General features: G+C 63.0%; 21 protein-coding genes. 13 read left to right on the top strand and 8 right to left on the bottom strand.

Translation table 11 applies throughout. The features are described from left to right. Positions 1-4 precede the first annotated feature (4 nt). The 4 genes from ACIPZ8_RS03665 (at position 5) to ACIPZ8_RS03650 (ending at position 7,527) form a co-directional block, all read left to right on the top strand. Positions 5-3,184 (top strand): efflux RND transporter permease subunit, encoded by a 3,180-nt coding sequence (locus ACIPZ8_RS03665; RefSeq protein ID WP_400719694.1) that lies wholly within the window; start codon positions 5-7, stop codon positions 3,182-3,184. Then, complete coding sequence (locus ACIPZ8_RS03660; protein ID WP_400719692.1) at positions 3,181-4,599, top strand: efflux transporter outer membrane subunit; 1,419 nt, start codon at positions 3,181-3,183, stop codon at positions 4,597-4,599. The genes ACIPZ8_RS03665 and ACIPZ8_RS03660 overlap by 4 nt, the downstream gene beginning before the upstream one ends. 167 nt (positions 4,600-4,766) lie before the next feature. Continuing rightward, positions 4,767-5,822 carry a tetratricopeptide repeat protein gene (locus ACIPZ8_RS03655; protein WP_400719690.1) on the top strand — a complete coding sequence of 352 codons (1,056 nt, stop codon included), beginning with the start codon at positions 4,767-4,769 and terminating at the stop codon, positions 5,820-5,822. Between the two features lie 100 nt (positions 5,823-5,922). After that, positions 5,923-7,527 (top strand): response regulator, encoded by a 1,605-nt coding sequence (locus ACIPZ8_RS03650; protein WP_400719688.1) that lies wholly within the window; start codon positions 5,923-5,925, stop codon positions 7,525-7,527. 6 nt (positions 7,528-7,533) lie between these two features. On the opposite strand, the gene ACIPZ8_RS03645 is transcribed toward ACIPZ8_RS03650, so the two are convergent. Next, positions 7,534-9,522: a response regulator gene (locus tag ACIPZ8_RS03645; RefSeq protein ID WP_400719686.1), complete on the bottom strand. Its 1,989-nt coding sequence runs from the start codon at positions 9,520-9,522 to the stop codon at positions 7,534-7,536. Between the two features lie 317 nt (positions 9,523-9,839). Between ACIPZ8_RS03645 and ACIPZ8_RS03640 the strand changes: the two genes are divergently transcribed. Both ACIPZ8_RS03640 and ACIPZ8_RS03635 read left to right on the top strand, forming a co-directional pair. Beyond that, positions 9,840-10,526: a type 1 glutamine amidotransferase domain-containing protein gene (locus ACIPZ8_RS03640; RefSeq protein ID WP_400719684.1), complete on the top strand. Its 687-nt coding sequence runs from the start codon at positions 9,840-9,842 to the stop codon at positions 10,524-10,526. A gap of 130 nt (positions 10,527-10,656) precedes the next feature. Next, positions 10,657-11,463: a CSS-motif domain-containing protein gene (locus tag ACIPZ8_RS03635; RefSeq protein ID WP_400719682.1), complete on the top strand. Its 807-nt coding sequence runs from the start codon at positions 10,657-10,659 to the stop codon at positions 11,461-11,463. A 16-nt stretch (positions 11,464-11,479) separates the two neighbouring features. On the opposite strand, the gene hppD is transcribed toward ACIPZ8_RS03635, so the two are convergent. Further along, a complete protein-coding gene (hppD, locus tag ACIPZ8_RS03630) occupies positions 11,480-12,556 on the bottom strand; it encodes a 4-hydroxyphenylpyruvate dioxygenase (RefSeq protein ID WP_079227918.1) in 1,077 nt (358 codons plus the stop codon). A gap of 302 nt (positions 12,557-12,858) precedes the next feature. Here hppD and ACIPZ8_RS03625 point away from each other — a divergent pair, with 302 nt between their 5' ends. Then, entirely contained in the window at positions 12,859-14,445 is a 1,587-nt protein-coding gene (locus tag ACIPZ8_RS03625) for an EAL domain-containing protein (RefSeq protein WP_400719680.1), read from the top strand. Positions 14,446-14,477: 32 nt separating this feature from the next. Further along, positions 14,478-15,365 carry an EamA family transporter RarD gene (gene rarD / locus ACIPZ8_RS03620; RefSeq protein ID WP_400719678.1) on the top strand — a complete coding sequence of 296 codons (888 nt, stop codon included), beginning with the start codon at positions 14,478-14,480 and terminating at the stop codon, positions 15,363-15,365. On the opposite strand, the gene ACIPZ8_RS03615 is transcribed toward rarD, so the two are convergent. Further along, the gene (locus tag ACIPZ8_RS03615; RefSeq protein WP_400719676.1) at positions 15,328-16,899 is read right to left on the bottom strand and encodes a TerC family protein; all 1,572 of its coding nucleotides are present in this window, start codon (positions 16,897-16,899) and stop codon (positions 15,328-15,330) included. The genes rarD and ACIPZ8_RS03615 overlap by 38 nt on opposite strands. A 261-nt stretch (positions 16,900-17,160) precedes the next feature. Between ACIPZ8_RS03615 and ACIPZ8_RS03610 the strand changes: the two genes are divergently transcribed. Further along, a complete protein-coding gene (locus ACIPZ8_RS03610) occupies positions 17,161-17,742 on the top strand; it encodes a LysE family translocator (protein WP_400719674.1) in 582 nt (193 codons plus the stop codon). Here the strand turns inward: ACIPZ8_RS03610 and ACIPZ8_RS03605 are convergent. Further along, positions 17,727-18,521, bottom strand: a complete 795-nt coding sequence (locus ACIPZ8_RS03605; protein ID WP_400719672.1) for an AraC family transcriptional regulator — start codon at positions 18,519-18,521, stop codon at positions 17,727-17,729. The two genes, ACIPZ8_RS03610 and ACIPZ8_RS03605, sit on opposite strands and share 16 nt — an antisense overlap. A gap of 10 nt (positions 18,522-18,531) precedes the next feature. After that, positions 18,532-19,074, bottom strand: a complete 543-nt coding sequence (locus ACIPZ8_RS03600) for a helix-turn-helix domain-containing protein (RefSeq protein ID WP_400719670.1) — start codon at positions 19,072-19,074, stop codon at positions 18,532-18,534. 152 nt (positions 19,075-19,226) lie between these two features. Between ACIPZ8_RS03600 and ACIPZ8_RS03595 the strand changes: the two genes are divergently transcribed. Both ACIPZ8_RS03595 and ACIPZ8_RS03590 read left to right on the top strand, forming a co-directional pair. Further along, positions 19,227-20,009 (top strand): aldolase, encoded by a 783-nt coding sequence (locus ACIPZ8_RS03595; RefSeq protein ID WP_400719668.1) that lies wholly within the window; start codon positions 19,227-19,229, stop codon positions 20,007-20,009. 33 nt (positions 20,010-20,042) lie between these two features. Further along, on the top strand, positions 20,043-20,930 hold the full coding sequence (locus ACIPZ8_RS03590; protein WP_400719666.1) for a dihydrodipicolinate synthase family protein: 888 nt from the start codon (positions 20,043-20,045) through the stop codon (positions 20,928-20,930). A 64-nt stretch (positions 20,931-20,994) separates the two neighbouring features. On the opposite strand, the gene ACIPZ8_RS03585 is transcribed toward ACIPZ8_RS03590, so the two are convergent. From ACIPZ8_RS03585 to ACIPZ8_RS03575, 3 genes are all read right to left on the bottom strand, one after another. Continuing rightward, on the bottom strand, positions 20,995-22,413 hold the full coding sequence (locus tag ACIPZ8_RS03585; RefSeq protein WP_400719664.1) for a short-chain fatty acid transporter: 1,419 nt from the start codon (positions 22,411-22,413) through the stop codon (positions 20,995-20,997). 190 nt (positions 22,414-22,603) lie between these two features. Beyond that, positions 22,604-23,260: a CoA transferase subunit B gene (locus tag ACIPZ8_RS03580; protein ID WP_159410121.1), complete on the bottom strand. Its 657-nt coding sequence runs from the start codon at positions 23,258-23,260 to the stop codon at positions 22,604-22,606. 35 nt (positions 23,261-23,295) lie between these two features. Then, on the bottom strand, positions 23,296-23,994 hold the full coding sequence (locus ACIPZ8_RS03575) for a CoA transferase subunit A (RefSeq protein WP_027916752.1): 699 nt from the start codon (positions 23,992-23,994) through the stop codon (positions 23,296-23,298). A 140-nt stretch (positions 23,995-24,134) separates the two neighbouring features. Between ACIPZ8_RS03575 and ACIPZ8_RS03570 the strand changes: the two genes are divergently transcribed. Together ACIPZ8_RS03570 and ACIPZ8_RS03565 are read left to right on the top strand one after the other, a co-directional pair. Continuing rightward, positions 24,135-25,040, top strand: coding sequence for a LysR family transcriptional regulator (locus tag ACIPZ8_RS03570; RefSeq protein WP_400719662.1), 906 nt, complete (start codon positions 24,135-24,137; stop codon positions 25,038-25,040). After that, on the top strand, positions 25,028-25,849 hold the full coding sequence (locus ACIPZ8_RS03565; protein WP_400719660.1) for an aldo/keto reductase: 822 nt from the start codon (positions 25,028-25,030) through the stop codon (positions 25,847-25,849). Before ACIPZ8_RS03570 ends, ACIPZ8_RS03565 begins: the two co-directional genes overlap by 13 nt. The last annotated feature ends 9 nt before the right edge of the window (positions 25,850-25,858 follow it).

The raw sequence follows: 25,858 nt of genomic DNA, 5'->3' as shown, positions 1-25,858 counted from the left end.
ACCGATGAACTTCTCGAAATTCTTCATTACCCGGCCGATCTTCGCCGCGGTGCTGTCGCTGGTGCTGCTGATCGCGGGCTCGATCTCGCTGTTCCAGCTGCCGATCAGCGAATACCCCGAAGTGGTACCGCCCACCGTGGTGGTGCGCGCCAACTTCCCCGGTGCCAACCCCAAGGTGATCGGCGAAACCGTCGCCGCGCCGCTGGAGCAGGCCATCACCGGTGTCGAGAACATGCTGTACATGTCCTCGCAGTCCACCGCCGACGGCAAGCTGACCCTGACCATCACCTTCGCCCTGGGCACCGACCTGGACAACGCCCAGGTGCAGGTGCAGAACCGCGTCACCCGCACCCAGCCCAAGCTGCCAGAGGAAGTGACCCGGATCGGTATCACCGTCGACAAGGCCTCGCCCGACCTGACCATGGTCGTGCACCTGACCTCGCCGGACAACCGCTACGACATGCTCTACCTGTCCAACTACGCCATCCTCAACATCAAGGATGAGCTGGCGCGCCTGGGCGGCGTCGGCGACGTGCAGCTGTTCGGCATGGGCGACTACTCGCTGCGCGTGTGGCTCGACCCGAACAAGACCGCGTCGCGCAACCTGACCGCCAGCGACGTGGTCGCCGCGATCCGCGAGCAGAACCGCCAGGTCGCCGCCGGCCAGCTGGGCGCCCCGCCCGCCCCCGGCTCGACCAGTTTCCAGCTGTCGATCAACACCCAGGGCCGCCTGGTCAACGAGGAAGAGTTCGAGAACATCATCATCCGCGCAGGTGCCGATGGCGAGATCACGCGCCTGAAAGACATCGCCCGGGTCGAGCTTGGTTCCAGCCAGTACGCCTTGCGTTCGCTGCTGAACAACCAGCCGGCAGTGGCCATCCCGATCTTCCAGCGCCCAGGCTCCAACGCCATCGAGATCTCCGATGAAGTGCGGGCGAAGATGGCCGAACTGAAGAAGGACTTCCCGGAAGGCATGGACTACAGCATCGTCTATGACCCGACCGTGTTTGTCCGTGGCTCCATCGAAGCCGTGGTACACACCCTGTTCGAAGCCTTGGTGCTGGTCGTGCTGGTGGTGATCCTGTTCCTGCAGACCTGGCGCGCCTCGATCATCCCGCTGATGGCCGTACCCGTGTCGCTGATCGGCACCTTCGCGGTGATGCACCTGTTCGGCTTCTCGCTCAATGCCTTGTCGTTGTTCGGCCTGGTGTTGGCCATCGGTATCGTGGTGGACGACGCCATCGTGGTGGTGGAGAACGTCGAGCGTAACATCGGGCTTGGGCTCAAACCGCTCGAAGCCACGCAAAAAGCCATGGGAGAAGTGACCGGGCCGATCATCGCCACGGCGCTGGTGCTGTGCGCGGTGTTCGTACCTGCTGCGTTCATTTCCGGCCTCACCGGGCAGTTCTACAAGCAGTTCGCCCTGACCATCGCCATTTCCACGGTGATCTCGGCGTTCAACTCGCTGACCCTGTCGCCAGCACTGGCTGCCGTGCTGCTCAGAGACCACCACGCGCCGAAAGACCGCTTCTCGCGGTTCCTCGAACGCCTGCTGGGCAGCTGGCTGTTCGCCCCGTTCAACCGCTTCTTCGACCGTGCCAGCCACAGCTACGTCGGCGGCGTGCGCCGGGTCATCCGCTCCAGCGGTATCGCCCTGTTCATCTATGCCGGGCTGATGGGCCTGACCTACCTGGGCTTCTCGTCCACGCCGACCGGCTTCGTGCCGGCCCAGGACAAGCAGTACCTGGTGGCCTTCGCCCAGCTGCCTGACGCGGCCAGCCTCGACCGCACCGAAGCGGTGATCAAGCGCATGAGCGAAATCGCCCTGGAGCAGCCAGGCGTGGCCGATTCGGTGGCCTTCCCGGGCCTGTCGATCAACGGTTTCACCAACAGCCCCAACAGCGGCATCGTGTTCACCCCGCTCAAGCCGTTCGACGAGCGCAAGGACCCGAGCCAGTCGGCCGCGGCGATTGCCGCCGCGCTGAACGCCAAGTTCGCCGACATACAGGACGCCTACATCGCGATCTTCCCGCCACCGCCCGTGCAAGGCCTTGGCACCATCGGCGGCTTCCGCCTGCAGATCGAAGACCGCGGCAACCTGGGCTACGAAGCGCTGTACAAGGAAACCCAGAACATCATCGCCAAGAGCCACAACGTGCCGGAACTGGCGGGCCTGTTCACCAGCTACCAGGTCAACGTGCCGCAGGTCGATGCCGCCATCGACCGGGAAAAGGCCAAGACCCACGGCGTGGCGATCACCGACATCTTCGACACCCTGCAGGTCTACCTGGGCTCGCTGTACACCAACGACTTCAACCGCTTTGGCCGCACCTACCAGGTCAATGTCCAGGCCGAGCAGCAGTTCCGCCTCGATGCCGAGCAGATCGGCCAGCTGAAGGTGCGCAACAACCTGGGCGAAATGATCCCGCTGGCAACCTTCCTCAAGGTCAGCGACACCTCCGGGCCTGACCGGGTGATGCACTACAACGGCTTCATCACCGCCGAGATCAACGGCGCAGCAGCCCCGGGCTACAGCTCCGGGCAGGCCGAGGCGGCGATCGAGAAGCTGCTCAAGCAAGAGCTGCCCAATGGCATGACCTTCGAGTGGACCGACCTGACCTATCAGCAGATCCTCTCGGGCAACACCGCGCTGTTCGTGTTCCCGCTGTGCGTGCTGCTGGCATTCCTGGTACTGGCCGCCCAGTACGAGAGCTGGAGCCTGCCGCTGGCGGTGATCCTGATCGTGCCGATGACCCTGCTGTCGGCCATCACCGGGGTGATCGTGTCGGGTGGCGACAACAACATCTTCACCCAGATCGGCCTGATCGTACTGGTGGGCCTGGCGTGCAAGAACGCGATCCTGATCGTCGAGTTCGCCAAGGATGAACAAGCCAAGGGCCTCGACCCGCTGGCTGCGGTACTGGAAGCCTGCCGCCTGCGTCTGCGGCCGATCCTGATGACCTCGATCGCCTTCATCATGGGCGTGGTGCCGCTGGTGTTCAGCTCCGGTGCCGGCTCGGAAATGCGCCATGCCATGGGTGTGGCGGTGTTCTCCGGGATGATCGGCGTGACCGTGTTCGGCCTGTTCCTGACCCCGGTGTTCTTCTTCCTGATCCGCCGCTTCGTCGAGCGTCGCCAGGCCCGCAAGGCCGAGCACGCAGCCGTGCTGGAGAACCACGCATGAACCTGCTCAAACCACTGACCCCAAGCCTTCTGGCGCTGGCCCTGGCAGCCTGCGCGGTCGGCCCGGACTACAAGACCCCGGACACCGAACCCGCGCATTTCGACAGCGCTGATGTGCAGGCCAAGGCCTTCGACCGCAGCCGCTTTGAAAGCGTGTGGTGGAAGCAGTTCGACGACCCGGTGCTGAACCAGCTGGTGCAGGCATCGCTGGACGGCAACCGCGACCTGCGCGTGGCCTTCGCCCGGCTCAAGGCTGCCCGGGCGATCCACGATGACGTCGCCAACGACCAGTTGCCAGTGGTCACCAGCCGCGCCAGCAGCGAGATCGGCAAAGGCCAGGTTCCCGGCCAGACCACCCAGCGGGTCAACCAGGAGCGCTATGACCTGGGCCTGGACATGGCCTGGGAGCTTGACCTGTTCGGCCGTATCCAGCGCCAGATCGAGGCCAGCGAGGCCCAGGAAGCGACGGCCCAGGCCGACCTGCAACAATTGCAGGTCAGCCTGATCGCCGAACTGGTTGACGCTTATGGCCAGCTGCGCGGGGCGCAACTGCGCGAGAAGATCGCCGTGGCCAACCTCAAGACCCAGCAGGAGTCACGCAACATCACCGTAACCCTGCGCGATGCCGGAGTCGGCAACGAGCTCGACGTGGTGCGTGCCGATGCCCGCCTGGCGGGTGTCGAGGCCACCGTGCCGCAACTGCAGGCCGAACAGGCCCGGGCGCGGCACCGCATCGCCACCTTGCTCGGCCAGCGCCCGGACGCGCTGAGCGTCGACCTGTCGCCCAAGGCCTTGCCGGCCATCGCCAAGGCCTTGCCGGTGGGCGACCCGGGCGAGTTGCTGCGCCGCCGCCCGGATATCCGCAGCGCCGAGCGTCAGCTGGCCGCCGCCACCGCCAATGTCGGCGTGGCCACCGCCGACCTGTTCCCGCGGGTGAGCCTGAGCGGCTTCCTCGGCTTTACCGCCGCCCGTGGCTCGCAGATCGGTTCTTCCGCCGCCAATGCCTGGGCGCTGGGGCCAAGCATCACCTGGGCGGCTTTCGACCTGGGCAGCGTGCGGGCTCGCCTGCGCGGCGCCAAGGCTGACGCCGAAGGCGCCCTGGCCAACTATGAACAGCAGGTGCTGCTGGCCCTGGAAGAGTCCGCCAACGCCTTCAGCGACTACGACAAGACCCAGCAGCGGCTGTTGTCGCTGATGCGCCAGAGCGAGGCCAGCCGCAAGGCGGCCGACCTGGCTTCGGTGCGTTACCGCGAGGGTACGGTGGATTACCTGGTGCTGCTCGATGCCGAACGCGAACGCCTGAGTGCCGAAGACGCCCAGGCCCAGGGCGAGGTCGACCTGTACCGCGGCATTGTCTCGATCTACAAGGCCCTCGGCGGCGGCTGGCAGCCGGAGACCGTTGCCAGCGCACGCTGATCCACCCTGTATCAACGACTCCTTTGGTTGGTTCCTCCCCCAACCGTTTGCCCCGCTGGCCCTGGCCTGCGGGGCTTTTTTATGGCCCCTTGGCGACCCTGCGGCTTGCAGCCCAGGGCATTCTGCCCCAAGCTCTGCCTTCCTACCGCCATGGACCGCAGCGCCCGATGCCCAGACGCCACCGCTACCTGATCGCCGTACTGCTGCTGATCCTGGTGTCGATCGCCATCGTTTTCCTGCGCCGGGACGACAAGCCCGCGCCACCGGTGCTGCCACCCCACAGCTACGGCAAGGCGCTGCGCCAGGCACATGACGGTTTGCCGGGTGCCGCCCGGGTGCTGTACCAACAACTGCAGCGTGATGACCTGACGCCGATCCGTCGCGCCGCACTGTACGCCGAATTGCCCAACTACCCTTCGCCGCAGGCACTGAAGCTGGCCCGCCTGGACCTGGAAAACGATGATCCGCTGGTGCGCCGCGCAGCCATCGCCAGCATCCGCAAGCTGCTGCCACCCTCCCAGCGCAGCCTGGTGCTGGGGCCGCTGCTGGATGACGACGAGCAGAGCGTGCGCTTCGCCGCCGTAGATGCCTTGCTCGGCCTCGACCCCGACGCCATCGGCCTGTATTTCGGCCCGTTGCAGACCGCCCTGGAGCAATACCAGCAGGCCCTTGAAAAACAACCCGACGACGCCGAGGCCCAGGTGCACCTGGCGCGCCTGTACTTGCACGAAAATGACTACGACCAGGCGGCCGCAGCCCTGCAGCGCAGCCTCGCGGTAGCTCCGGATGGCCTCGACGCCCTGGCCACCCAGGTGCGTCTTCTGGAGCGCCAGGGCCATCACGATCAATCCCGCCAGGTACTGGCCAAGGCCCTGGCGCTGCGCCCGGACTCGGCGTTCCTGCAATACGAGCTGGGACTGTGGCTGATCCGCCATGATCAGCGCGAATACGCCCTGCTGGCCTTGTCGCGGGCGGTGGAGCTGGAACCGGAGAATGCCGACTACCGCTACACGCTGGCAGTGACTCTGCACGAGCTGGATCAGTCCGATGCCGCGCAGAAGCAACTGGAGTCCCTGCTCAGCCGCCAGCCAGCCAACCGCCGGGCACGGGTATTGCTGATCCAGTACTGGAAAGAAACCGGCCAGTTGCAGAACGTTCAGGTGCTGCTGGCAGAACTGGAGCGGCAGAACCCAGACGATCCTTTCCTGCAACAGGGGCTTTAGATTGCGTTGAACCCTGGGCGAATGTCCGTGGTCCAGAGGATATCGGACCCTTTCAGGTGGCAAGGACACAGACCTTGTCGACCGTTTCAGGAGAATCGCTTTGGCCAGCTCGTTGTCGATGGACGAACGTGCACTGATCCTGGCCCCCGACCCGCTTGCCGGCAATGCTTCGAAGTTGTTGGCGGCTGCCGGTGTCGATTGTTTGCGCGCGCAGGATGTCGCCAGGCTGCAGGCCTGCCTGGTCGAAGGTGCAGCCCTGGCAATCATCGCCGAGCAGGCCCTGGACGTCGAAGCAGCCGACCTGTTGAAGGGCTACATCGATCAACAGCCGGCCTGGTCGGACCTGCCAATCCTGCTATTGACGCACACGCCTGCGGCCAACCCTTCTACCGCCAATCTGGCCTTGGGCAACCTGACCCTGCTGGCCATACCTTTCGAAGATGGCAGCTTGCTGCACCTGGCCCAGACAGCGTTGCGCAACCGGCGCCGTCAATACCTGGCGCGCGACCATATGCGCGACCTGCAACAGCGCCTGGATGCGCGCAGCGAGGATCAACCTGTCATCGACCAGGCCCTGCAGCAGACCCGCAAGATGGAAGCGATCGGCCAACTGGCCGGCGGTGTGGCGCATGACTTCAACAACCTGCTGACCAGCATAGGCGGCAGCTTCGAGCTGATCGACCGGCGCCTGAAGCACGGGCGCAGTGACGGCCTTGAAGGCATTCTGCGCAGGGGCCAGGAAGCCGTGACACGTGCTGCGGTGCTTACCCATCGCCTGCTGGCGTTTTCATCCAGGCAATCGTTGCACAGTCAGCGCATCGACCTGATTGCGCTTCTGCAACCGCAACGCCTTGAAGCCATCCTGGGCGAAGGCATCAGCCTGCACCTTGACCTGCCCGCAGACCTCTGGGCGGTGCAGGCAGACGACGAGCAATTGCAAGAGGCGGTGAACAACCTGCTGGTCAATGCCTGCGAGGCCATGCCCAACGGGGGCATGTTGCGCATCGAAGCCCGCAACCAGAAGATTGACACGCAGCGGTTCTCAGGTGGTGGGCTGGAGAGGGGTGAGTATGCCTGCCTGCGCATCATCGATGATGGCCAGGGCATGTCGAAGACCACCTTGGAACATGCCTTCGAGCCCTTCTTCAGTACCAAGCCCGTAGGCCAGGGCATTGGCCTTGGCCTGTCGATGGTCTACGGCTTCAGCAAGCAGTCCCACGGCCATGTAGCGCTGTTCAGCGAGATCGGCCACGGCACACAGGTGGACCTTTATCTGCCGCGCCACCTTGATCCGCACCCCCCCTCGGCAGCCGAACCGCACCCATCGCCTGCCGGTAAAAGCCCGAATGTGCTGGTCGTCGAGGATGACCCCCATGTTCGCGACCTGCTTTGCCAGTCGTTGCAAGACGAGGGTTATCGCTGCCGCAGTGCCAGCAACGCCAGCGAAGCCCTGCAGTTGCTGCGTTCAGCGCAGGTGATCGACCTGCTGCTCAGCGACGTTGGCCTGCCGGGCATGAATGGCCGGCAACTGGCCGAGATCGCCCGCACGCTCCGCCCGCACCTTCCGGTGCTGTTCATCACCGGCTACGCCGAGACGGCGATGGCGCGGGAAGGGTTTCTCGCGCCAGGCATGCAACTGATCTGCAAGCCATTCGAGCTCAAGCAGTTGCAGGCACAGGTTGCCAACATGCTGGGTAATGCCTGAGCCCGTTCAATCGCTCAGCATCAGCAGGGCCTGGTTCATCAGACTGGCCAATGCGAAAGGCTTGAGCATCAACGCCGTGCCTGGCGCCTCGGACAGCTGCGGGTCCAACGGTTGGTCGTTGAACCCGGTAATGAACAGAATCTTCTGCTGCGGCACGACCATGCGCATCGCCCTGGCGACCTGCCGGCCACTGAAACCACCTGGCAGGCCGATGTCGGTAATCACCAGGTCGAAAGGGCCATGGTGGCGGAAGCGATCGAGCGCCGAGTTCGCATCCCGTGCATCGCACACGTCAAAGCCACGCTCCTGAAGGTACTCCTTCATCACCGAACGCAGGTTTTCCTCGTCGTCGACCAGCAGCACACGTTGGCCACTGGCCCGTGTTACAGCAGATACCGATTGCGCGGGTTCCTGCGCTATATGCTCAAAGCAACGCGGGTACAACATACAAACCCTGAGACCGTGATCAGGCGCTGGCTCGAGCCAGATGTGGCCACCCGACTGGCCGACGAAGCCATAGACCATCGCCAGCCCTAACCCGGAACCGTTGCCCATGGGCTTGGTGGTGAAGAATGGTTCGAACGCCCGCGCCAGATCCGCCTCAGGCATACCGTGGCCATCGTCCGTGACATACAAGGCGACATAGTCACCGGGAGGTACGCCTTGCTCGTCGGGGAATGGCGCCACCAGGCGCTTGTTGATCGTGCGCAGTGTCACCTCGCCTCGCCCGAGGCACGCCTCACGCGAGTTGGCCAACAGGTTCACCAGAGCATTCTCCAGCTGCGCGACATCCACGCAGATGGTCCAGGGTCTTACATCAAGCTCCCAGTTCACCAGCATTTCAGCCCCCAGCACCTTGCACAGCAGCGGCGCCATGGCAGCCAGCTGGCGATTGATGTCGATTGGCTTGGGGGAAAGTGGCTGATGGCGGGAGAATGCCAGCAGTCGATGAGTCAGCGTCATGGCGCGTTGCACCGAATCGCTGGCCAGCGTCACATAGCGATCGATATGCTCCAGGCGCCCCTGCTCCATGCGCCGCTGCATGAGTTCCAGGCTGCCGCCGATACCCGACAGCAGGTTGTTCATCTCGTGGGCCATGCCACCTGCCAGGTGGCCGACTGCCTCCAGTCGCTGGGTTGCGCGCAACAGGGTGTCAGATTGGCGCAAGACATCTTCACGGTCCTGCGTGATGTCACGCCCCACGGCAGTCAGCAATGTACCGTCGAAACTCGCCGTCCAGCGGAACCAGCGATAGTGCCCGTCCTTATGGCGCATGCGCGTCTCGAGCTGCTCAACCCCGCTGTCGCGAACGAAGCCCATCACCGCAACTTCCACCTCAGCCCTGTCGCCGGGGTGAACCAGCTCCAGAACCGGCATGTCGCGTACCTGGTCTTCGAGCAAGCCCAGGGCGCGTAGCCAGGCCGGGTTGGCCGACTGCAGCCGCAGGTCGCGGGTAACAACGATCATGGCATCGCCGGAAAGCTGCCAGATGTGATCACGATCGGCCATCATGCGCTCGATCTGCCGCTCGAACGCCAACGCCTGCTCGCGCCATTCATCACGCGCATCGACGCTGGCGCTGGTTTCGATCACCGTGTGCAGGAACCCCACCACCTCATGCTGCTCATCACGCAACGGCGTATAGCTGAAGGCGTAGCAGACTGGGGTGCCGGTTCGCTTGCTCGGTAGCCATAGCGGCTGGTCTTCGACAAAGTTCGACTCCCCTTCGAGCGCCTTGAACACCCAGGGGCCAATGCCCTTCCAGGCTTTTGCCCACAGTCTGTCGAACGCTTGCCCCAAGACGTGGCCGTCACTCTCGAGCAAGTCCAGGTATGCATCATTGTGAATCACGGTCATCTGGGCGCCCCAGACCACCGCGCTGGGAAACGGCGAAAGCAGCATCATGTCGACGGCGATGCGCAAGGGTGCCTGCCAGTGCGGCAGCGCCCCGAGCGTGCCATATCGCCAGTCGAACCGCGCGACCTGCTCAGCCATGCCCTCCGCCGTTGGCAACCGAATGGCGAGTTCCATGCACTGCGTTGACGGTTTGCGCGGCGTGTCGTTTACAAACACTGTCGTGATTCCACCATTGCTCTTGGGTAAAGATTCCGTTTGCGCATCATCTGCCCGACGATTTGCCACTGCAATAGCTGCACGTTAATCGCATCACATTCGTCGCACCGCACAGGCATTGAGCAATAGCATAGAGCCATTAGCGAAATGGCGCCTTGGCGAACGGGAGCTATGCTCAATAGGTTTTCCCGCGCCAAGGAACGCGTTGCCCTTCAACGACAGACCAGGGAGCTTGGGTGATGAGCAAGAAGATTCTGGTGGTACTGACCAACACGGCCAAATACCCGACCCTGAAGCGGGCCACCGGCTTGTGGCTGGGTGAAGCGGTGCATTTTGTCGACGTCGTGCAGAAAGCCGGGTATGCAGTCGATTTCGTCAGCCCCAATGGCGGCTATGTACCGATTGACCCGCATAGCCTGCAAATGGCCCCGGAGCTGGACTGGCAATGGTACGACGACAAGTCGTTCATGAACCGCCTGGGAACATCGTCAAGCCCGGGCAAGGTCAGGGCCGCTGATTACTGCGCCATCTACTACACCGGCGGCCATGGGGTGATGTTCGATTTCCCGGACAACCAGCCGTTGCAGGAACTGGCACGCAAGATCTATGAAAGCAACGGCATCGTCGCCGCCGTCTGTCACGGCGTAGTCGGGCTGTTGAACATCAAGCTCAGCGACAACAGCCTGCTGCTCAAGGACCGGCAGATCACCGGTTTTTCCAACACCGAAGAAAAACTGGCAGAACTGGACAAGGTCGTACCCTTTCTCACTGAAAACGAACTGGTTGCCCGGGGCGGTATCTACAGCAAGGACGAGGACCCTTGGAAACCATTCGTCATCCAGGATGGCCGAGTCATCACCGGGCAAAACCCCGCCTCGACTGGAGCGCTGGCCGACAAGCTGGTTGCTGCACTCAACGCGAACTGAGTCCTACACCACAGCAGCGTAATTCACAAAGCAATCATGGTTTGGGATTACAGCAGGAGCAGTGACTGATTCATAGGCTCTTCAGTGGGCGGCCCATCTCGGGCCGCTTAGAACTGGGGGCTGAACATACATGTCAAGAATCAGAAATGCAGGGCACAGCCTGGTAGAAATATTGCTGGCATTGATCATCAGTTTGTTGCCTGTCGCTAGCGGGCTGATGATCATGTTTTATCAACAGGACAAAAAGTTTGAAGAAACCGCTCGGATCTCGGTGAAAGAAGCCATCTATTCCGTGGACTTGGCACTGGATCGGATACGCGCATCAGCTTCCACTGCATTAGTGTTGGCAGGGACTGCCTGCGAAAGTGTCCAGGCGCAATTGCTCGATCAAGTCGTCCAAGCTCCGCATCTGCGCTCGCTGGCACTCACTGTTGACAGCCGCAGCTATTGCAATAGCCTGAACACCTCTGTCGCACCCGATTACATGTTCCCTGATGCACAATCGCAGTTTCGTCTGGTACTGGACCCGCCTGCAGCACCCAATGAGGTGCTACTGGCCTATCAGCTCCGAGACAAGAACCTGGGGGTAATCACCACGTCCTACGGCATGTTGCTGCGCAACGAGCTGAGGGCTTTTCAGACAGGGCTGACCTTATTGCTCGAGTTCGGAGATTTATATATCTGGGCGAACGGCGACAGTCGCGACCCGACACGTCCATCGCAAGCAGAGTTCTATCAGGAAGGTGTCTCTGACAAATATGGCTATACCGTCAAGGCGGGCTATAAAGCAGGCTACTCGGTTCTGCAGACGCGCGGGGCGATGAAACAACTGTTCCCTCCCCTGGCACTGATCGGGATCATTACAGGCGCAATCAGCTATTGGGGCTTGTTCAGACGACGCAACAACCGTGGTCGCACCGCCGTCAGCAATCACTGACGGCGGTAGGCTTCACTCACTCGGCATTGAGCACGCCACGGCGGACCTGATCGCGCTCGATGGACTCGAACAGCGCCTTGAAGTTGCCTTCACCGAAGCCGTCATCCCCTTTGCGCTGGATGAACTCGAAGAATACCGGGCCGAGCAGCGTTTCCGAGAAAATCTGCAGCAGCAGGCGCTTGTCGCCCGGCTCGGAAGCGCCATCCAGCAGGATGCCGCGGGCCTGCAACTGGTCGACCGGCTCGCCATGCCCAGGCAGGCGTTCTTCGAGCATTTCGTAATAGGTCTGCGGCGGTGCGGTCATGAAACGCATGCCAAAGCCCTTGAGTGCATCCCAGGTCTTGAGCAGGTCATCGGTAAGGAAGGCCACATGCTGGATGCCCTCGCCGTTGAACTGCATCAGGAACTCTTCGATCTGCCCGGCGCCCTTGGACGACTCCTCATTGAGCGGAATGCGGATCATGCCGTCAGGTGCGGTCATGGCCTTGGACGTCAGGCCGGTGTATTCGCCCTTGATATCGAAATAGCGAATCTCGCGGAAGTTGAACAGCTTCTCGTAGAAACCGGCCCAGTAAGCCATGCGCCCGCGATAGACGTTGTGGGTCAGGTGATCGATGATCTTCAGACCTGCCCCTTGCGGGTTACGGTCGACGCCTTCGATGAAATTGAAGTCGATATCGTAGATCGAGCTGCCTTCTTCGAATCGGTCGATCAGGTAGAGCGGTGCCCCACCGATGCCTTTGATGGCCGGCAGGCGCAATTCCATCGGGCCGGTTTCGATCTCGACCGGTTGGGCACCCAGCTCCAGGGCCCGGGCATAGGCTTCATGGGCATTGCGCACGCGGAACGCCATGCCGCACACCGACGGGCCATGCTCGGCCGCGAAGTAGGAGGCGATGCTCTTCGGTTCGTTGTTGAGAATCAGGTTGATGCCACCCTGGCGATACAGGTGCACGTCCTTGGAACGGTGGGTGGCCACCTTGGTGAAACCGAGTATCTGGAATACCGGTTCCAGCACGCCTGGGGTCGGCGAAGCCAGTTCGATGAATTCGAAGCCCATCAGGCCCATTGGATTGTCAAAGATGTCAGCCATGTTCGTACCCTCATCTGCAGCGAAAATTAATGAATGCGTAGGATGTGGAACGGCAATGGTGGAGAGCACGGGATACCGCGCACGCTTCGGGCGAGGAAGTCACCAATGATCAGTTTGAACCCATGGTATGTCATATGGACCCATTCTCGGCGGGGGTTGATCCCTCGGTAACGAAGGACCTTATTGTTGTATTCGTAAATCGATTCTACATTGCGTAAATGGCTTTGTCGCGCATTAGTTCGCCACCGGCACCGACAAACGGCTATCCTCAGCACGTCAGTCATCAGGAAGATCCCCCCAGCATGCCCCTCACGGTCAAACGCCCCGCTCGCTGGAGCTGGCGCACGCTCCTGCCCTGGATCGTCGGCGCGGTGCCGCTTGCCTGTGGCCTGGCGGTGATGAACTGGCAGATCGAACGTGAACTGCGCGCCACCAGCCAGGCAACTGCGCGCCAGGTGGTCGAGCATGTTGATCATATTCTAGACAACCTCGCCAATGCCGCGCAGGCACTGCTGCCGCTGGCTGGCAGCCCCTGTGCGGACGCCCAGCTGGCGTTGCGCAGCCAGGTCACGCGCAATGCCTTCGTCCGCTCGACCAACCTGTTCCAGCACCACAACCTGTATTGCAGTTCGCTGTTCGGCGACTTCGACGAGCCCGTCGACGCCCATGACTACACCGATGGCCGGCTGTGGCTGATGAATGGCAACTCGGTGACGCCTGGCCATGCCCTGCTGGTGTACCGGGCCAGCGATGGCGATCGCGGTGCGATCAGTACCGTGGATGGCGATCACCTGCTCACCGCATTACGCCTGATAGGCCCGGAAGAAGCGCTGCAGATCCGCGTCGGCAACGTATGGATGGGCAAGGACGGTGCGGTGCATGACGGTGTCCCACCGGTCGCCGCCGCCGCCGATGTGACCCTGGGCTCGACCCGCTACCCGTTCAGCGTGCACGGTGGCTACGAGGCCGACAAGCCAGGCGAGCTGCTGCGCAGCCACTACCCTGCCCTGCTCAGCCTGCTGCTGGTACTCGGCGTGGTGGCCGGCGGCGCCTGCCGCTGGCAGATTCGCCGGGCCAGCTCGCCACGGGCCGAACTGCGCCGGGCCCTGGAGGCGGACGAGTTTCTGCCGTATTTCCAGCCGGTAGTGCGCAAGGGTGACTACCGCTGGGCTGGGGCTGAAGTGTTGATGCGCTGGAACCATCCCCGTGAAGGCCTGGTACGGCCGGACCTGTTCATCCCCTACGCCGAGCACAGTGGCCAGATCGTCGCCATGACCCGCGCCCTGATGCTGCACACCGCGCAGAGCCTGGCGCCCTACGCCGCACTGCTGGAAGACGGCTTCCACATCGGCATCAACATTACCGCCGACCACTGCCGTGACCTGAGCCTGCTCGACGACTGCCACACCTTCCTCCAGCATTTCCCCCCGGGGCGGGTACGGCTGACCCTGGAACTGACCGAGCGCAAGCTGATCGAAGCCACCCCGGTGGCCCTCGAGCTGTTCGCCAAGCTGCATGACATGGGGGTGATGATCGCCCTGGATGACTTCGGCACCGGCCAGTCGAGCCTCAACTACCTGCGCCAGTTCAAGGTCGACTACCTGAAGATCGACCAGAGCTTCGTGGCCATGATCGGTGGCGACGCATTGTCCCAACACATTCTCGACAGCATCATCGAGCTGTCCGCCAAGCTGGGGCTGGGTATCGTTGCCGAAGGCGTGGAAGCCGAGGTCCAGCGTGATTACCTGGCGCGAAGCGGGGTGGACTTTCAGCAAGGCTATCTGTTTGGCCGGCCGATGCCTGCCAGCGATTTCCTCAAGGCACTCACCGCACAACCTGGCAGCGTGCGGTTGCCGCAGGACGCGCCCCCTGAGATCATGCGCGGCTGATCCACCTGCTCACTCCCCTATCCGAGGCATTCGTGTCAAAAGGCATTATTTCGTCGGTCATGGCGTCCTGTCTGTTCGCTGTGATGTATTTCTATACCTCCTTGCTGTCGCCACTTGATGGCGAAGAGATCTTTGGCTGGCGCACGTTGTTGACCCTGCCCTGCCTCACCCTGTTCATGCTGGTCAGCAAAGACTGGAAGCGCGTCGGCGAACTGCTCGCCCGCGTGCGTCAGACGCCGATCCTGCTGCTGGGCATGGTCGGTACTTCGTGGTTGATGGGGGTGCAGCTGTGGCTGTTCCTCTGGGCGCCGCTGCACGGGCGCAGCCTGGAAGTGTCGATGGGCTATTTCCTGCTGCCGCTGGCCATGGTGCTGACCGGGCGCCTGGTGTATGGCGAGCGCCTGTCACGCCTGCAGAAAGTGGCGGTCAGCTGCGCCGCGCTGGGCGTCGGGCACGAGCTTTACCAGAATGGCAGCTTCGCCTGGGAAACCTTGCTGGTGACGATCGGCTACCCGATCTACTTCGTCTTGCGACGGCGCTGCCGCACCGACCACCTCGGTGGCCTGTGGTGCGACATGTGCCTGTTGCTGCCCTGGGCTGTGTATTTCGTCACCCAAGGGCCGTTGTCGACGGCCGATCTGCACCAGCACCCAGGCCTCTACGGGCTGATTCCGCTGCTGGGGGCGATCAGCGCCTGTGCACTGATCGCCTACGTACTGGCCAGCCGCCTGTTGCCATTCAGCCTGTTCGGCCTGCTCAGCTACGTCGAGCCGGTCCTGCTGGTGGGCGTCGCCCTGCTGCTGGGCGAAACCATCGGCCCGGATCAGTGGCTGACCTACCTGCCAATCTGGGCCGCCGTGCTGGTGCTGGTGCTCGAAGGCTTCAAGCACTTGCTGCGTCAGCGTCGGCGTTCGGTGTAAGGCGTACCTGGCGCACCCGGCGCTCCTCCACCGCCACCACGGTCATGCTCCAGCCATTCCAGGCCAGCTGGTCACCCACCACCGGCAGGCGGTCCAGCAAGCTCATCACCAGGCCCGCCAGGGTCTGGTAGTCCTCGGTGGCGCGGGCGCTGAAGCCTGTACGCGCCTGGACCTGGCTCAGGTTCAGGGCGCCACTGACAACAAAACTGCCACCTTCCTCGATGATCGCCGGGCCTTCGATCTCGCTGGCATCTGGCAGCTCACCGGCGATCGACTCGAGGATGTCGGTCATGGTCAGCAAGCCGGTGAAATCACCGAACTCGTTGATCACGAAGGCAATGTGCGTCGACTGGCTACGCATCTGCTCCAGGGCGTTGAGGATGCTGAAGCTTTCCAGCAGGTTCAACGGCGCCCGCGCCATGCGCTCAAGGTCCGGTTGGCTACCGGTCAGCAGCTCCTTGAGCAGCTCTTTCTTGTGCACGAAGCCCAGCGGTTCCTCGATATGGCCATTGCGAATCAGCGGCAGACGCGAGTACGGCGAGTTGGCCAGTGCTTCAGTGATGGCGTGCGCGGGTTGCGCCAGGTCGATCACGTCGACCTCGGCACGCGCGGTCATCACCGTGCGGATCGGCCGCTCGGCCAGGTTCAGCACGCCACTGATCATCACCCGTTCGCGGCGGTCGAACAGGACTTGCTCTTCGCCACCTTCGACCAGGTCGGCAATGTCTTCGCCCACCTCGTCAGCCTCGACCCGGCGGCCACCCAGCAGGCGCAGCACGGCATGCGCGGTACGTTCACGCAATGGCCGGTGCTGCTGCAGGCTGCGCTTGCGGCGGGCACGGGCCAGCTGGTTGAACAGCTCGATCAGGATCGAGAAGCCGATGGCCGCGTACAGGTAGCCTTTCGGGATATGGAAGCCCAGGCCTTCGGCGGTCAGGCTGAAACCGATCATCATCAGGAAGCCCAGGCACAGCATGATCACTGTCGGGTGGGCGTTGACGAAGCGGGTCAACGGCTTGCTGGCGACGATCATGATACCGATCGAGAAGACCACCGCGATCATCATCACCGACAGCTCTTCGACCATGCCTACGGCCGTGATCACTGCGTCCAGCGAGAACACCGCATCAAGCACGACGATCTGCGCCACGATTGGCCAGAACAAGGCATGACGCACGGCACCCGTAGCCTGGGTGACATGCCCTTCCAGGCGCTCGTGCAATTCCATGGTGGCCTTGAACAGCAGGAACACACCACCGAACAGCATGATCAGGTCACGGCCGGAGAAGCTCTTGCCGAACACCTCGAACAGCGGCGCGGTCAGGGTGACCATCCACGAGATACTGGCCAGCAGGCCCAGGCGCATGATCAGCGCCAGGCTCAGGCCGATGACCCGCGCGCGGTCGCGCTGATGCGGCGGCAGCTTGTCGGCGAGGATGGCGATGAACACCAGGTTGTCGATACCGAGCACCAGCTCGAGGACGATAAGCGTCAACAGGCCTAGCCAGGCCGTGGGATCGGCTAGCCATTCCATTAGCGGGTACTCTCGAAGGAAGCGTCACGAGGACGGCAGGAGGATGGCCGGAAAGGCCGAAGACTGGGGGGCTCCGCGAAGGTGCTCATATAGACCTTGATTGAAAATAGGGAAGACGATCCTACAAGCACAGCAGGCTTTTCTGATAGCGCGAAACTATTACAAAAGCTGTAGCTGCGCCGCAGGGGACTATTCTTCAATACCCCAAGCCAGGTAAGGCCGCAGGATGGCGGCATCGTCCAACACACGGAGTTACGGAACATGAGCCTCTCCCTTTCCATGGCCGCATTCGCCCTTGTCGCATCGATCTCTCCCGAGCCGGTCAATGTCGTCGCCCTCGGCAGTGGTGCCCGTCATGGCCTGCGAGCGAGCCTGTGGCATGTGACGGGCGCGACGCTGGGCTTCTGCGTGCTGCTGGTGCTGGTTGGCCTGGGCTTGCACGAACTGCTGTTGCGCTGGCCGTTGCTGGGCGTGGCGCTGCATTGGGGAGGCGTGGCATTTCTGCTGTACATGGCGTGGAAGCTGGCCCGCGACGATGGCCAGCTGGGTGGCGCAGATCAGCAGCGTGCACCTTCGGCCTGGCAGGGGGCGGCGATGCAATGGCTTAACCCCAAAGCCTGGCTGGCGGCGGTGGCAGGCGTGGGTGCCTATACCGGTGGCGAACAGCAACTGCTGTGGTTGTTCACCTGGATCTACGGGCCGATCTGTTTCGTTTCGGTGGCCTGCTGGGCCTGGGCCGGGAGTGTGATCCGGCAGTATCTGCGCAAGCCGCGGTATCTCCAGTTGCTGAATCGGGGGCTGTCAATATTGTTGGTGGGAAGCGCGGGTTATCTGCTCGTTTGATACTGCGCATCGCGGTAATGCCCGGGGGTTGCCGCCAGATGCTGCTTGAACGCCCGCTGCAGATGCGCCTGATCGGCGAACCCCGCCTCCTGCGCCACCTCGGCGATTGCCCTTCCCTGGCGCAATTGCGCCCGCGCATGCTGCACCCGTTGATCCAGCAGGTAACCGTGTGGCGTCAGGCCGAAGCGCTGGCGGAAAGCACGGATCAGATAGGAGCGTGACAAGCCACAAGCCGCGCAGATGTCCTCAAGGCTCAGCGGGTCTGTGCGATGAGCACGGATGAAAGCCGCTGCCGCGTCCAGCGGCGGATGGTCCACTCGCGCCTCATCTGCCGATGCCTGCAAATAGCGTGGGAGATCACCGAAAAAACCCGCCAGGCGATCTTCACGATCGTCCAGTTCGTTGTCGAACAGGTCGGCAAACACCTGCAGCAAGCGGCTGTACAAAGCCGGCGAAGTACTGACTGTCTGTGCTGGCAATTCGAAGCCCCGAGCCTGCAGCCACGGCAGGTCAACAAACAGCATCAGGTACGACCAGGGCTGGCCGGCGATCGGGTTGCAGGTGTGCACCACACCTGGATTCATCAACACCGTGGTACCGGCCATTACCTCGACCTGACTGGTGCCGCTCAGGTAGGTACTGCAACCACTGGTGATCACGCCGATGGAAAAGCTCTCATGGGAATGGGCGGCATAACAGACCTTGCGCCCATCCCCCACGCGCCGGGCTTCGACAAAAGGCAATGCCGGGTCCCGCCAGAACCGCGACACCTCGATCATCACCAGGTCCTCATTCGCTGCTGTGCTGCACCACCACCAGCAACTGCGCCGGCTGCTCGCCGACCGAGCGCAGGCGGTGCGGTGTCTGGGCATTGAAGTGCAGCGCATCGCCCTGCTCCAGCAACACCCGCTCATTCATGAAGTCGACCTCCACCTGGCCTGCGTGGACGAACAGAAACTCCTCACCCTCATGCTCCTTGAAAGTCGGATCGCTGAACGCGGTCGGCGGCTGGATCAGGAACGGCAACAGGCTGTGCTGCCCGAACTGGCGGGTCAACGCCGCATAGCCAGGCCCGTGGCCATCGCCCACCAGCGCCTGGCGCTCGCCCTGGCGGACCAGGCTGTAGCGCCGCTGCCCGGTGTGCTCCTCGGCGAACAGTTCTTCGACATTGACGTTCAACGCCCGCGCCAGCTTGAGCGCAGCAGCGATCGACGGCGTGTTCAGGCCACGCTCCACCTTGGACAGGTAGCTCTTGGTCATGCCGGATTTTTCGGCCAGCGTCTCAAGCGTAACGCCCAGTTTTTTTCTTAACACTTTCAATCGGTTAGACATGCGACGCGATTTTCCCGGGTCCACAGGCTTGCTTATGACACTTTGTGTCATATAGGATTATTTGTGTCATCCGCTGACCCGTTCCTCGACCGACCAAAGCTTTGGAACAGGCCAGCGCTGACATCGCTCATCACGCCACAGAGGAAAACCCCATGGCCAAGACCCTGACACACAGCAAGGACCAGCTGGTCCAGCAGGCGCTGACGCAGATGCAAGGCTCGCTTGCCGATAATACGTGGACTGTGCGAGAAAAGCTGGCCCTGACCTGCCGAATTCTATTCGACCATGGCCACGACTCCGGTCTGGCCGGGCAGATCAGTGCCCGCGGCCCGCAACCGGGTACCTTCTACACCCAGCAATTGGGCCTGGGTTTCGATGAAATCAGCGCCGGCAACCTGCTGCTGGTCAACGAGGACCTCGACGTGCTCGAAGGCCAGGGCATGCCCAACCCGGCCAATCGCTTTCACAGCTGGGTGTACCGCGCCCGCCCGGACGTGAACTGCATCATCCACACCCACCCGACCCACGTCGCCGCGCTATCGATGCTGGAAGTCCCGCTGCAGGTTTCACACATGGACCTGTGCCCGCTCTACGACGATTGCGCCTTCCTCGAAGCCTGGCCCGGCGTGCCGGTGGGCAACGAGGAAGGCGAAATCATCAGCGCCGCGCTGGGGGACAAGCGCGCCATCCTGCTCTCGCACCATGGCCAGCTGTCCACCGGCACCAGCATCGAGCAGGCCTGCGTGTATGCCCAGCTGATCGAGCGCGCCGCACGCCTGCAACTGCTGGCGATGTCGGCCGGCACCATCAAGCCCATCGCCCCGGCACTGGGCCGCGAAGCCCACGACTGGATCGACCGGCCCAAGCGCCATGCTGCAGCCTTCAACTACTTTGCCCGGCAGAGCCTGCGCGACCACGCCGACTGCCTGAACTGATCCCTGAATGCCTTGCTTGCGGAGCCTTTTACCATGACCACTGAAATCCACGGCATCATCGGCTACACCATTACCCCCTTCAGCGCAGGCGGCGAACAGCTCGACCTGCCCGCGCTGGGCCAGTCCATCGAACGCCTGATCGACGGCGGCGTGCAGGCCATCGCGCCATTGGGCAGCACCGGCGAAGGTGCCTATCTCAGCGACAGCGAATGGCAGCAGGTAGCCGAGTACAGCCTCGCCCAGATCGACAAGCGGGTACCCAGCATCGTCAGCGTGTCCGACCTGACCACCGCCGGCGCCGTGCGCCGCGCCCGCTTTGCCCAGGCCCAGGGTGCCGACGCGGTGATGGTGCTGCCGGCCGCCTACTGGAAACTCAGTGAAGCCGAGATCCTCCAGCACTACCGCGCCATCGGTGGCGCAATCGATATCCCGATCATGCTCTACAACAACCCGGCCACCAGCGGCACCGACATGTCGGTGGAGCTGATCCTGCGTATCGTCCGGGAAGTGGCCAACGTGACCATGGTCAAGGAGAGCACTGGCGATATCCAGCGCATGCACAAGCTGCAGTTGCTGAGTGAAGGCCAGGTGCCGTTCTACAACGGCTGCAATCCGCTGGCGCTGGAGGCCTTCGTGGCTGGTGCCAAAGGTTGGTGCACGGCAGCGCCGAACCTGATTCCGGCACTCAACCAAGGCTTGTATCAGGCTGTGCTGACGGGAGACCTGGCGCAGGCCAGGGCGCTGTTCTACCGCCAGCTGCCGCTGCTCGATTTCATTCTCAAAGGCGGGTTGCCGGCGACCATCAAGGCCGGATTGGCAATGACCGGATTGCCGGTGGGCGAGCCACGCAAGCCGGTGTTCGGGCTGGACGAGCCAGGTCGAACGACCCTGGCTGCATTGTTGGCAAAGCTGGCTGATTGAATACCTGCACCGGCCGCTTCGCGGGCTTGATCGCGAAGCGGCCGGGGCAGGCAATGCAACTATTTCAAGGCATCACCGGCGGCACGTACTGCAAGGTGGTGCCCAGCGCCCACAACAACACCAGCACCAGTGGCACATGCACCAGCAGTTGGACGAACGAGAAGCCGATCAGGTCGCGCGCCTTGAGCCCCAGCACACCCAGCAACGGCAGCATGTAGAACGGGTTGATCAGGTTCGGCAGCGCCTCGGCGGCGTTGTAGATCTGCACCGCCCAGCCCAGGTGATACTGCAGGTCGTTGGCCACCAGCATCACGTACGGTGCTTCGATGATCCACTTGCCACCGCCAGACGGGATGAAGAAGCCCAGCACTGCCGAGTACACGCCCATCAGCAGCGCGTAGGTATCATGGGTGGCGATCTGGGTGAAGAACAGCGAGATGTGATGGGCCAGGGTCTGCTCGTCCACACCTTTTACCTGGGTGAGGATCGCAGCGATCGAGCCGTACAGCGGGAACTGGATCAGCACCCCGGTGGTGGTCGGCACGGCGCGCGCCACGGCATCAAGGAAGCTGCGCGGGCGCCAGTGGAGCAAGGCACCAAGCATGATGAACAGCAGGTTGTAGGTGTTCAGCCCGGAAATCGCGGTGATCGCCGGCTTGGTGGCGAACTCCTGGTACAGCCAGCCGCCGGCCAGGGCCACCAGCATCAGGATCAGGATCGGGCTGTGCTCCAGCCATTCGCCCGGGCGGGTGCGCTTGGGTGCCGGTGGCGCGGTGAAGCTGGGGTCGATGCCACAGTCTTCGGCGCTGCGCGCACTGCTCGGGCCGGGTGCCGTGGCGTAGGCGATCACCAGCGAGACGATCACCAGGGCCGCCAGCATCACGCCGGACTGCCAGAGGAAAATGGTCTCGGTGAACGGGATCACGCCGGTGATCGACAGGATCGAAGGCGGCAGGCTGGCCGGGTTGGCCTGCAACTGCGCGGCCGAGGACGACAGGCCCAGCGCCCACACAGCCCCCAGGCCCAGGTAGGCGGCGGCACCGGCGGCGCGGTAGTCCATCTTCAGCTCGGTGCGACGGGCCAGGGCCCGCACCAGCAGGCCGCCGAACACCAGCGACAGGCCCCAGTTGAGCAGCGAAGCCAGCATTGAGATCAGCGCGACCCAGCACACCGCCGAGCGGCCGTTCCTGGGGATGCGTGCCAGACGGTCGATCAGGCGGGCGGCGGGTGGCGAGCTGGCCACCACGTAGCCGCCGATGACCACGAAGGCCATCTGCATGGTGAACGGGATCAGGCTCCAGAAGCCATCGCCGAAGGCCTTGGCGGTGTCGGTCGGCTTGGCCCCCATCGCCAGGGCGCCGATGCACACCAGCAACACGGCCAGGGCGGCGAATACCCAGGAGTCAGGGAACCAGCGTTCGGCCCAGTTGGAACAGCGCAGGGCAAAGCGGGCGGAGCGGCTGTCTTGGATTTCAGCGGCCACGGTTACTTCCTTTTATTGGTCTTATCGGATTTTTCTGCATAAACGCAGAAACCCCTGTAGGAGCGGCCTCGTGTCGCGAACGGGCTGCGAAGCAGCCCCAGGATTTCAGCATTGCAGCCGAAATTGCCGGGGCCGCTCTGCGGCCCTTTCGCGACACGAGGCCGCTCCTACAGGGGTACAGTGTGATGCTTTAGAAGGTCATTTCCTTGACATCGTCCGGCACGATCAGCTTGCCGGCAGTCTTCTCGATGATTTCTTCGACGCTTACCCCCGGCGCGGTCTCGCGCAGGATGAAGGCGCCGTCTTCGATCTCCAGGTAGGCCAGGTCGGTCAGCACCTTGCGGATGCAACCGGCACCGGTCAGCGGCAGGCTGCAGCGCGGCAGCAGCTTGGACTCGCCATCCTTGGAGGCGTGGGTCATGGTGACGATGATGTTGTCGGCACCGGCCACCAGGTCCATGGCGCCGCCCATGCCCTTGACCAGCTTGCCGGGGATCATCCACGAGGCGATGTTGCCTTCCACGTCCACTTCGAAGGCGCCCAGTACGGTGAGGTCGACGTGGCCGCCACGGATCATGGCGAACGATTGCGCCGAGTCGAAGATCGACGCGCCACGGCGGGCGGTGACAGTCTGTTTGCCGGCGTTGATCATGTCGGCATCGATGGTGCTTTCGGTGGGGAATTCGCCCATGCCGAGCAGGCCGTTTTCGGACTGCAGCATCACGTCCATGTCGGCCGGTACATAGTTGGCCACCAGGGTCGGAATGCCGATGCCGAGGTTGACGTAGTAGCCGTCCTTCAGTTCACGGGCGACGCGTTGCGCCATCTGTTCGCGGGTCAGTGCCATGGTCAGGATCTCTTTGTTGTTCTGATGGATGGCGCTCAGGCCTTGACGGTGCGCTTTTCGATGCGTTTTTCGAAGGTGCCGACGATCACCCGGTCGACGAAGATGCCCGGGGTATGGATCTCGCTGGGCAGCAGCACGCCAGGCTCGACGATCTCTTCCACTTCGACCACGGTGATCTTGCCGGCGGTGGCCGCCAGTGGGTTGAAGTTCTGTGCGGTGTTGCGGTACACCACGTTGCCGTAATGGTCGGCCTTCCAGCCTTTGACGATGGCGAAGTCGCCAGTGATCGACTCTTCGAGGATGTACTTGCGGCCCTTGAACTCGCGCACTTCCTTGCCGTCGGCCACCGGGGTGCCGTAGCCGGTGGCGGTGTAGAAGGCCGGGATACCGGCGCCGCCGGCGCGCATCTTCTCGGCCAGGGTGCCTTGCGGGGTCAGTTCGACTTCCAGTTCTCCGCTGAGCAGCTGACGTTCGAATTCGGCGTTCTCGCCGACGTAGGAGGCGATCATCTTGCGGATCTGCCGGTCTTCCAGCAGCACACCCAGGCCGAAGCCGTCGACGCCGCAGTTGTTCGAGACCACGGTCAGGCCCTTGACGCCAAGGCGCTTGATTTCGGCGATGAGGTTTTCGGGGATGCCGCACAGGCCGAAGCCGCCGGCCAGTACCGTCATGTTGTCGGTCAGGCCTGCCAGGGCCTCTTCATAGGTTGCTACGCGCTTGTCCAGTCCGGCCATGCTGATCCGCCTTTTGTAGTTGTTGAACCGACGAGGCTGTCGGTGAGCGTGTGCAGCCATCTTCACCGCTGGCGACTGATTTGTTAATTTTGTTTTCATCATCGATTGATAACTTTTCCAAAACAGCGATCGAGGCTGTCATGAACGTCAAGCAACTGCGCGCCTTCGTCGCCGTCGCCAAGTACCAGAGCTTCGCCCAGGCCGGTGAACACCTGCATGTCTCGCAACCGGCCCTGAGCCTGACCATCAAGGCGCTGGAGGACAACCTAGGCGGCGCCCTGCTCACCCGTACCACCCGCAGCGTCAGCCTGACCGCCGAGGGCGAGGTGCTGCTGCCACTGGCCCGGCGCTTGCTGGCCGACTGGGACGACACCGAAGAGATGCTGCGCCAGCGCTTCACCCTGCAGCTTGGCCGCGTCTCGGTGGCGGCCATGCCGGCCTTTGCCGGCAACCTGCTGCCGCAATCGCTCAAGGTGTTCCGCCAGCGTTACCCCAAGGTCAATGTCACGGTGCACGACGTGATCAACGAACAGGTACTTGAACTGGTGCGCCATCGCCGCGTCGAACTGGGCATTGGCTTCGAGCCGGATAACAGCGAAGGCCTGAATTTCCATCCGCTGTACATGGACCGTTTCGTCGCCGTGGTGCCGGCCGACTCACCACTGGCCTTGCAAACCCAGGTCACCTGGGCACAGTTGCTGGCGGAAGACTTCATAGCCTTGCAGCGCCCGTCGGCGGTGCGCCTGCTGCTGGAGCAGTACGTCGCGGCGCGCCACGGCAAGCTGGCGGTGGCGTTCGAAAGCCACCAGCTGTCGACCATCGGCCGCATGGTTGCCAGTGGTCTGGGTGTCAGTGCAGTACCGGCGCTGTGCATCAACCAGATGCAGGAACTCGGCGCACGTTGCGTGACGCTGGTCGAACCCGCGGTCGAACGGCGCATCAGCGTGATCGCCCTGGCCGACCACAAGCTTTCCACCGCAGCCCAGGCGCTGCTCGAGGTACTGCTTTCCCATACCCAGACTCCGGAGGTGACATGCGTTACGTGAAACTGGCAGGTTGCAACGTGCCGGCCATTGGCCAGGGCACCTGGTACATGGGTGAAGATCCGGCCCGCAAGGCCGCCGAAGTGGCCGCCCTGCAACAAGGCATCGAACTGGGCATGACCCTGATCGACACCGCCGAGATGTATGCCGAGGGCGGCGCCGAGGAAGTGGTCGGCCAGGCCATTGCCGGGCGCCGTGACCAGGTGTTCCTGGTCAGCAAGGTCTACCCGCACAACGCCAGCCGCCGTGGCGTGCCGCAAGCCTGCGAACGCAGCCTGAAGCGCCTTGGCACCGAGGTGATCGACCTCTATCTGCTGCACTGGCGTGGCCAGTATCCGCTGGAGGAAACGGTCGAGGCGTTCGAACGCTTGCGCGAGCAGGGCAAGATCCGCCGCTGGGGGGTGTCCAACTTCGATGTCGATGACCTGCGCGAACTGCACAATCTGGATTGCGCCACCAATCAGGTGCTGTACAACCCGGCGCAGCGTGGCATCGAGTTCGACCTGTTGCCTTGGAGCCGCCAACGGAGCTTGCCAACCATGGCCTATTGCCCGCTGGCCCAGGCCGGGCGGCTGTTGCAACATCCGGTGCTGTGCGAAATCGCCAAGCGCCATGGGGCGACGCCTGCGCAGGTCAGCCTGGCGTGGGTGACGCGGGAGAACGATGTGATTGCCATACCCAAGGCGGTGTCTGCGGAGCATGTGCGGTTGAATGCGGCTGCCGGAGCGTTGACCTTGACCCTTGAAGACCTGCGGGCGATGGATCGGGCGTTTCCGGCACCCACGCGCAAGCAGCATCTGGCGATGGTCTGACAGGATCCA

The sequence above is a fragment of the Pseudomonas sp. NPDC089422 genome, from assembly GCF_044749405.1.
GTDB lineage: Bacteria > Pseudomonadota > Gammaproteobacteria > Pseudomonadales > Pseudomonadaceae > Aquipseudomonas.
The sequence above is the reverse complement of the archived record's forward strand: the minus strand, read 5'-3'. Positions and strand labels throughout refer to the sequence as shown.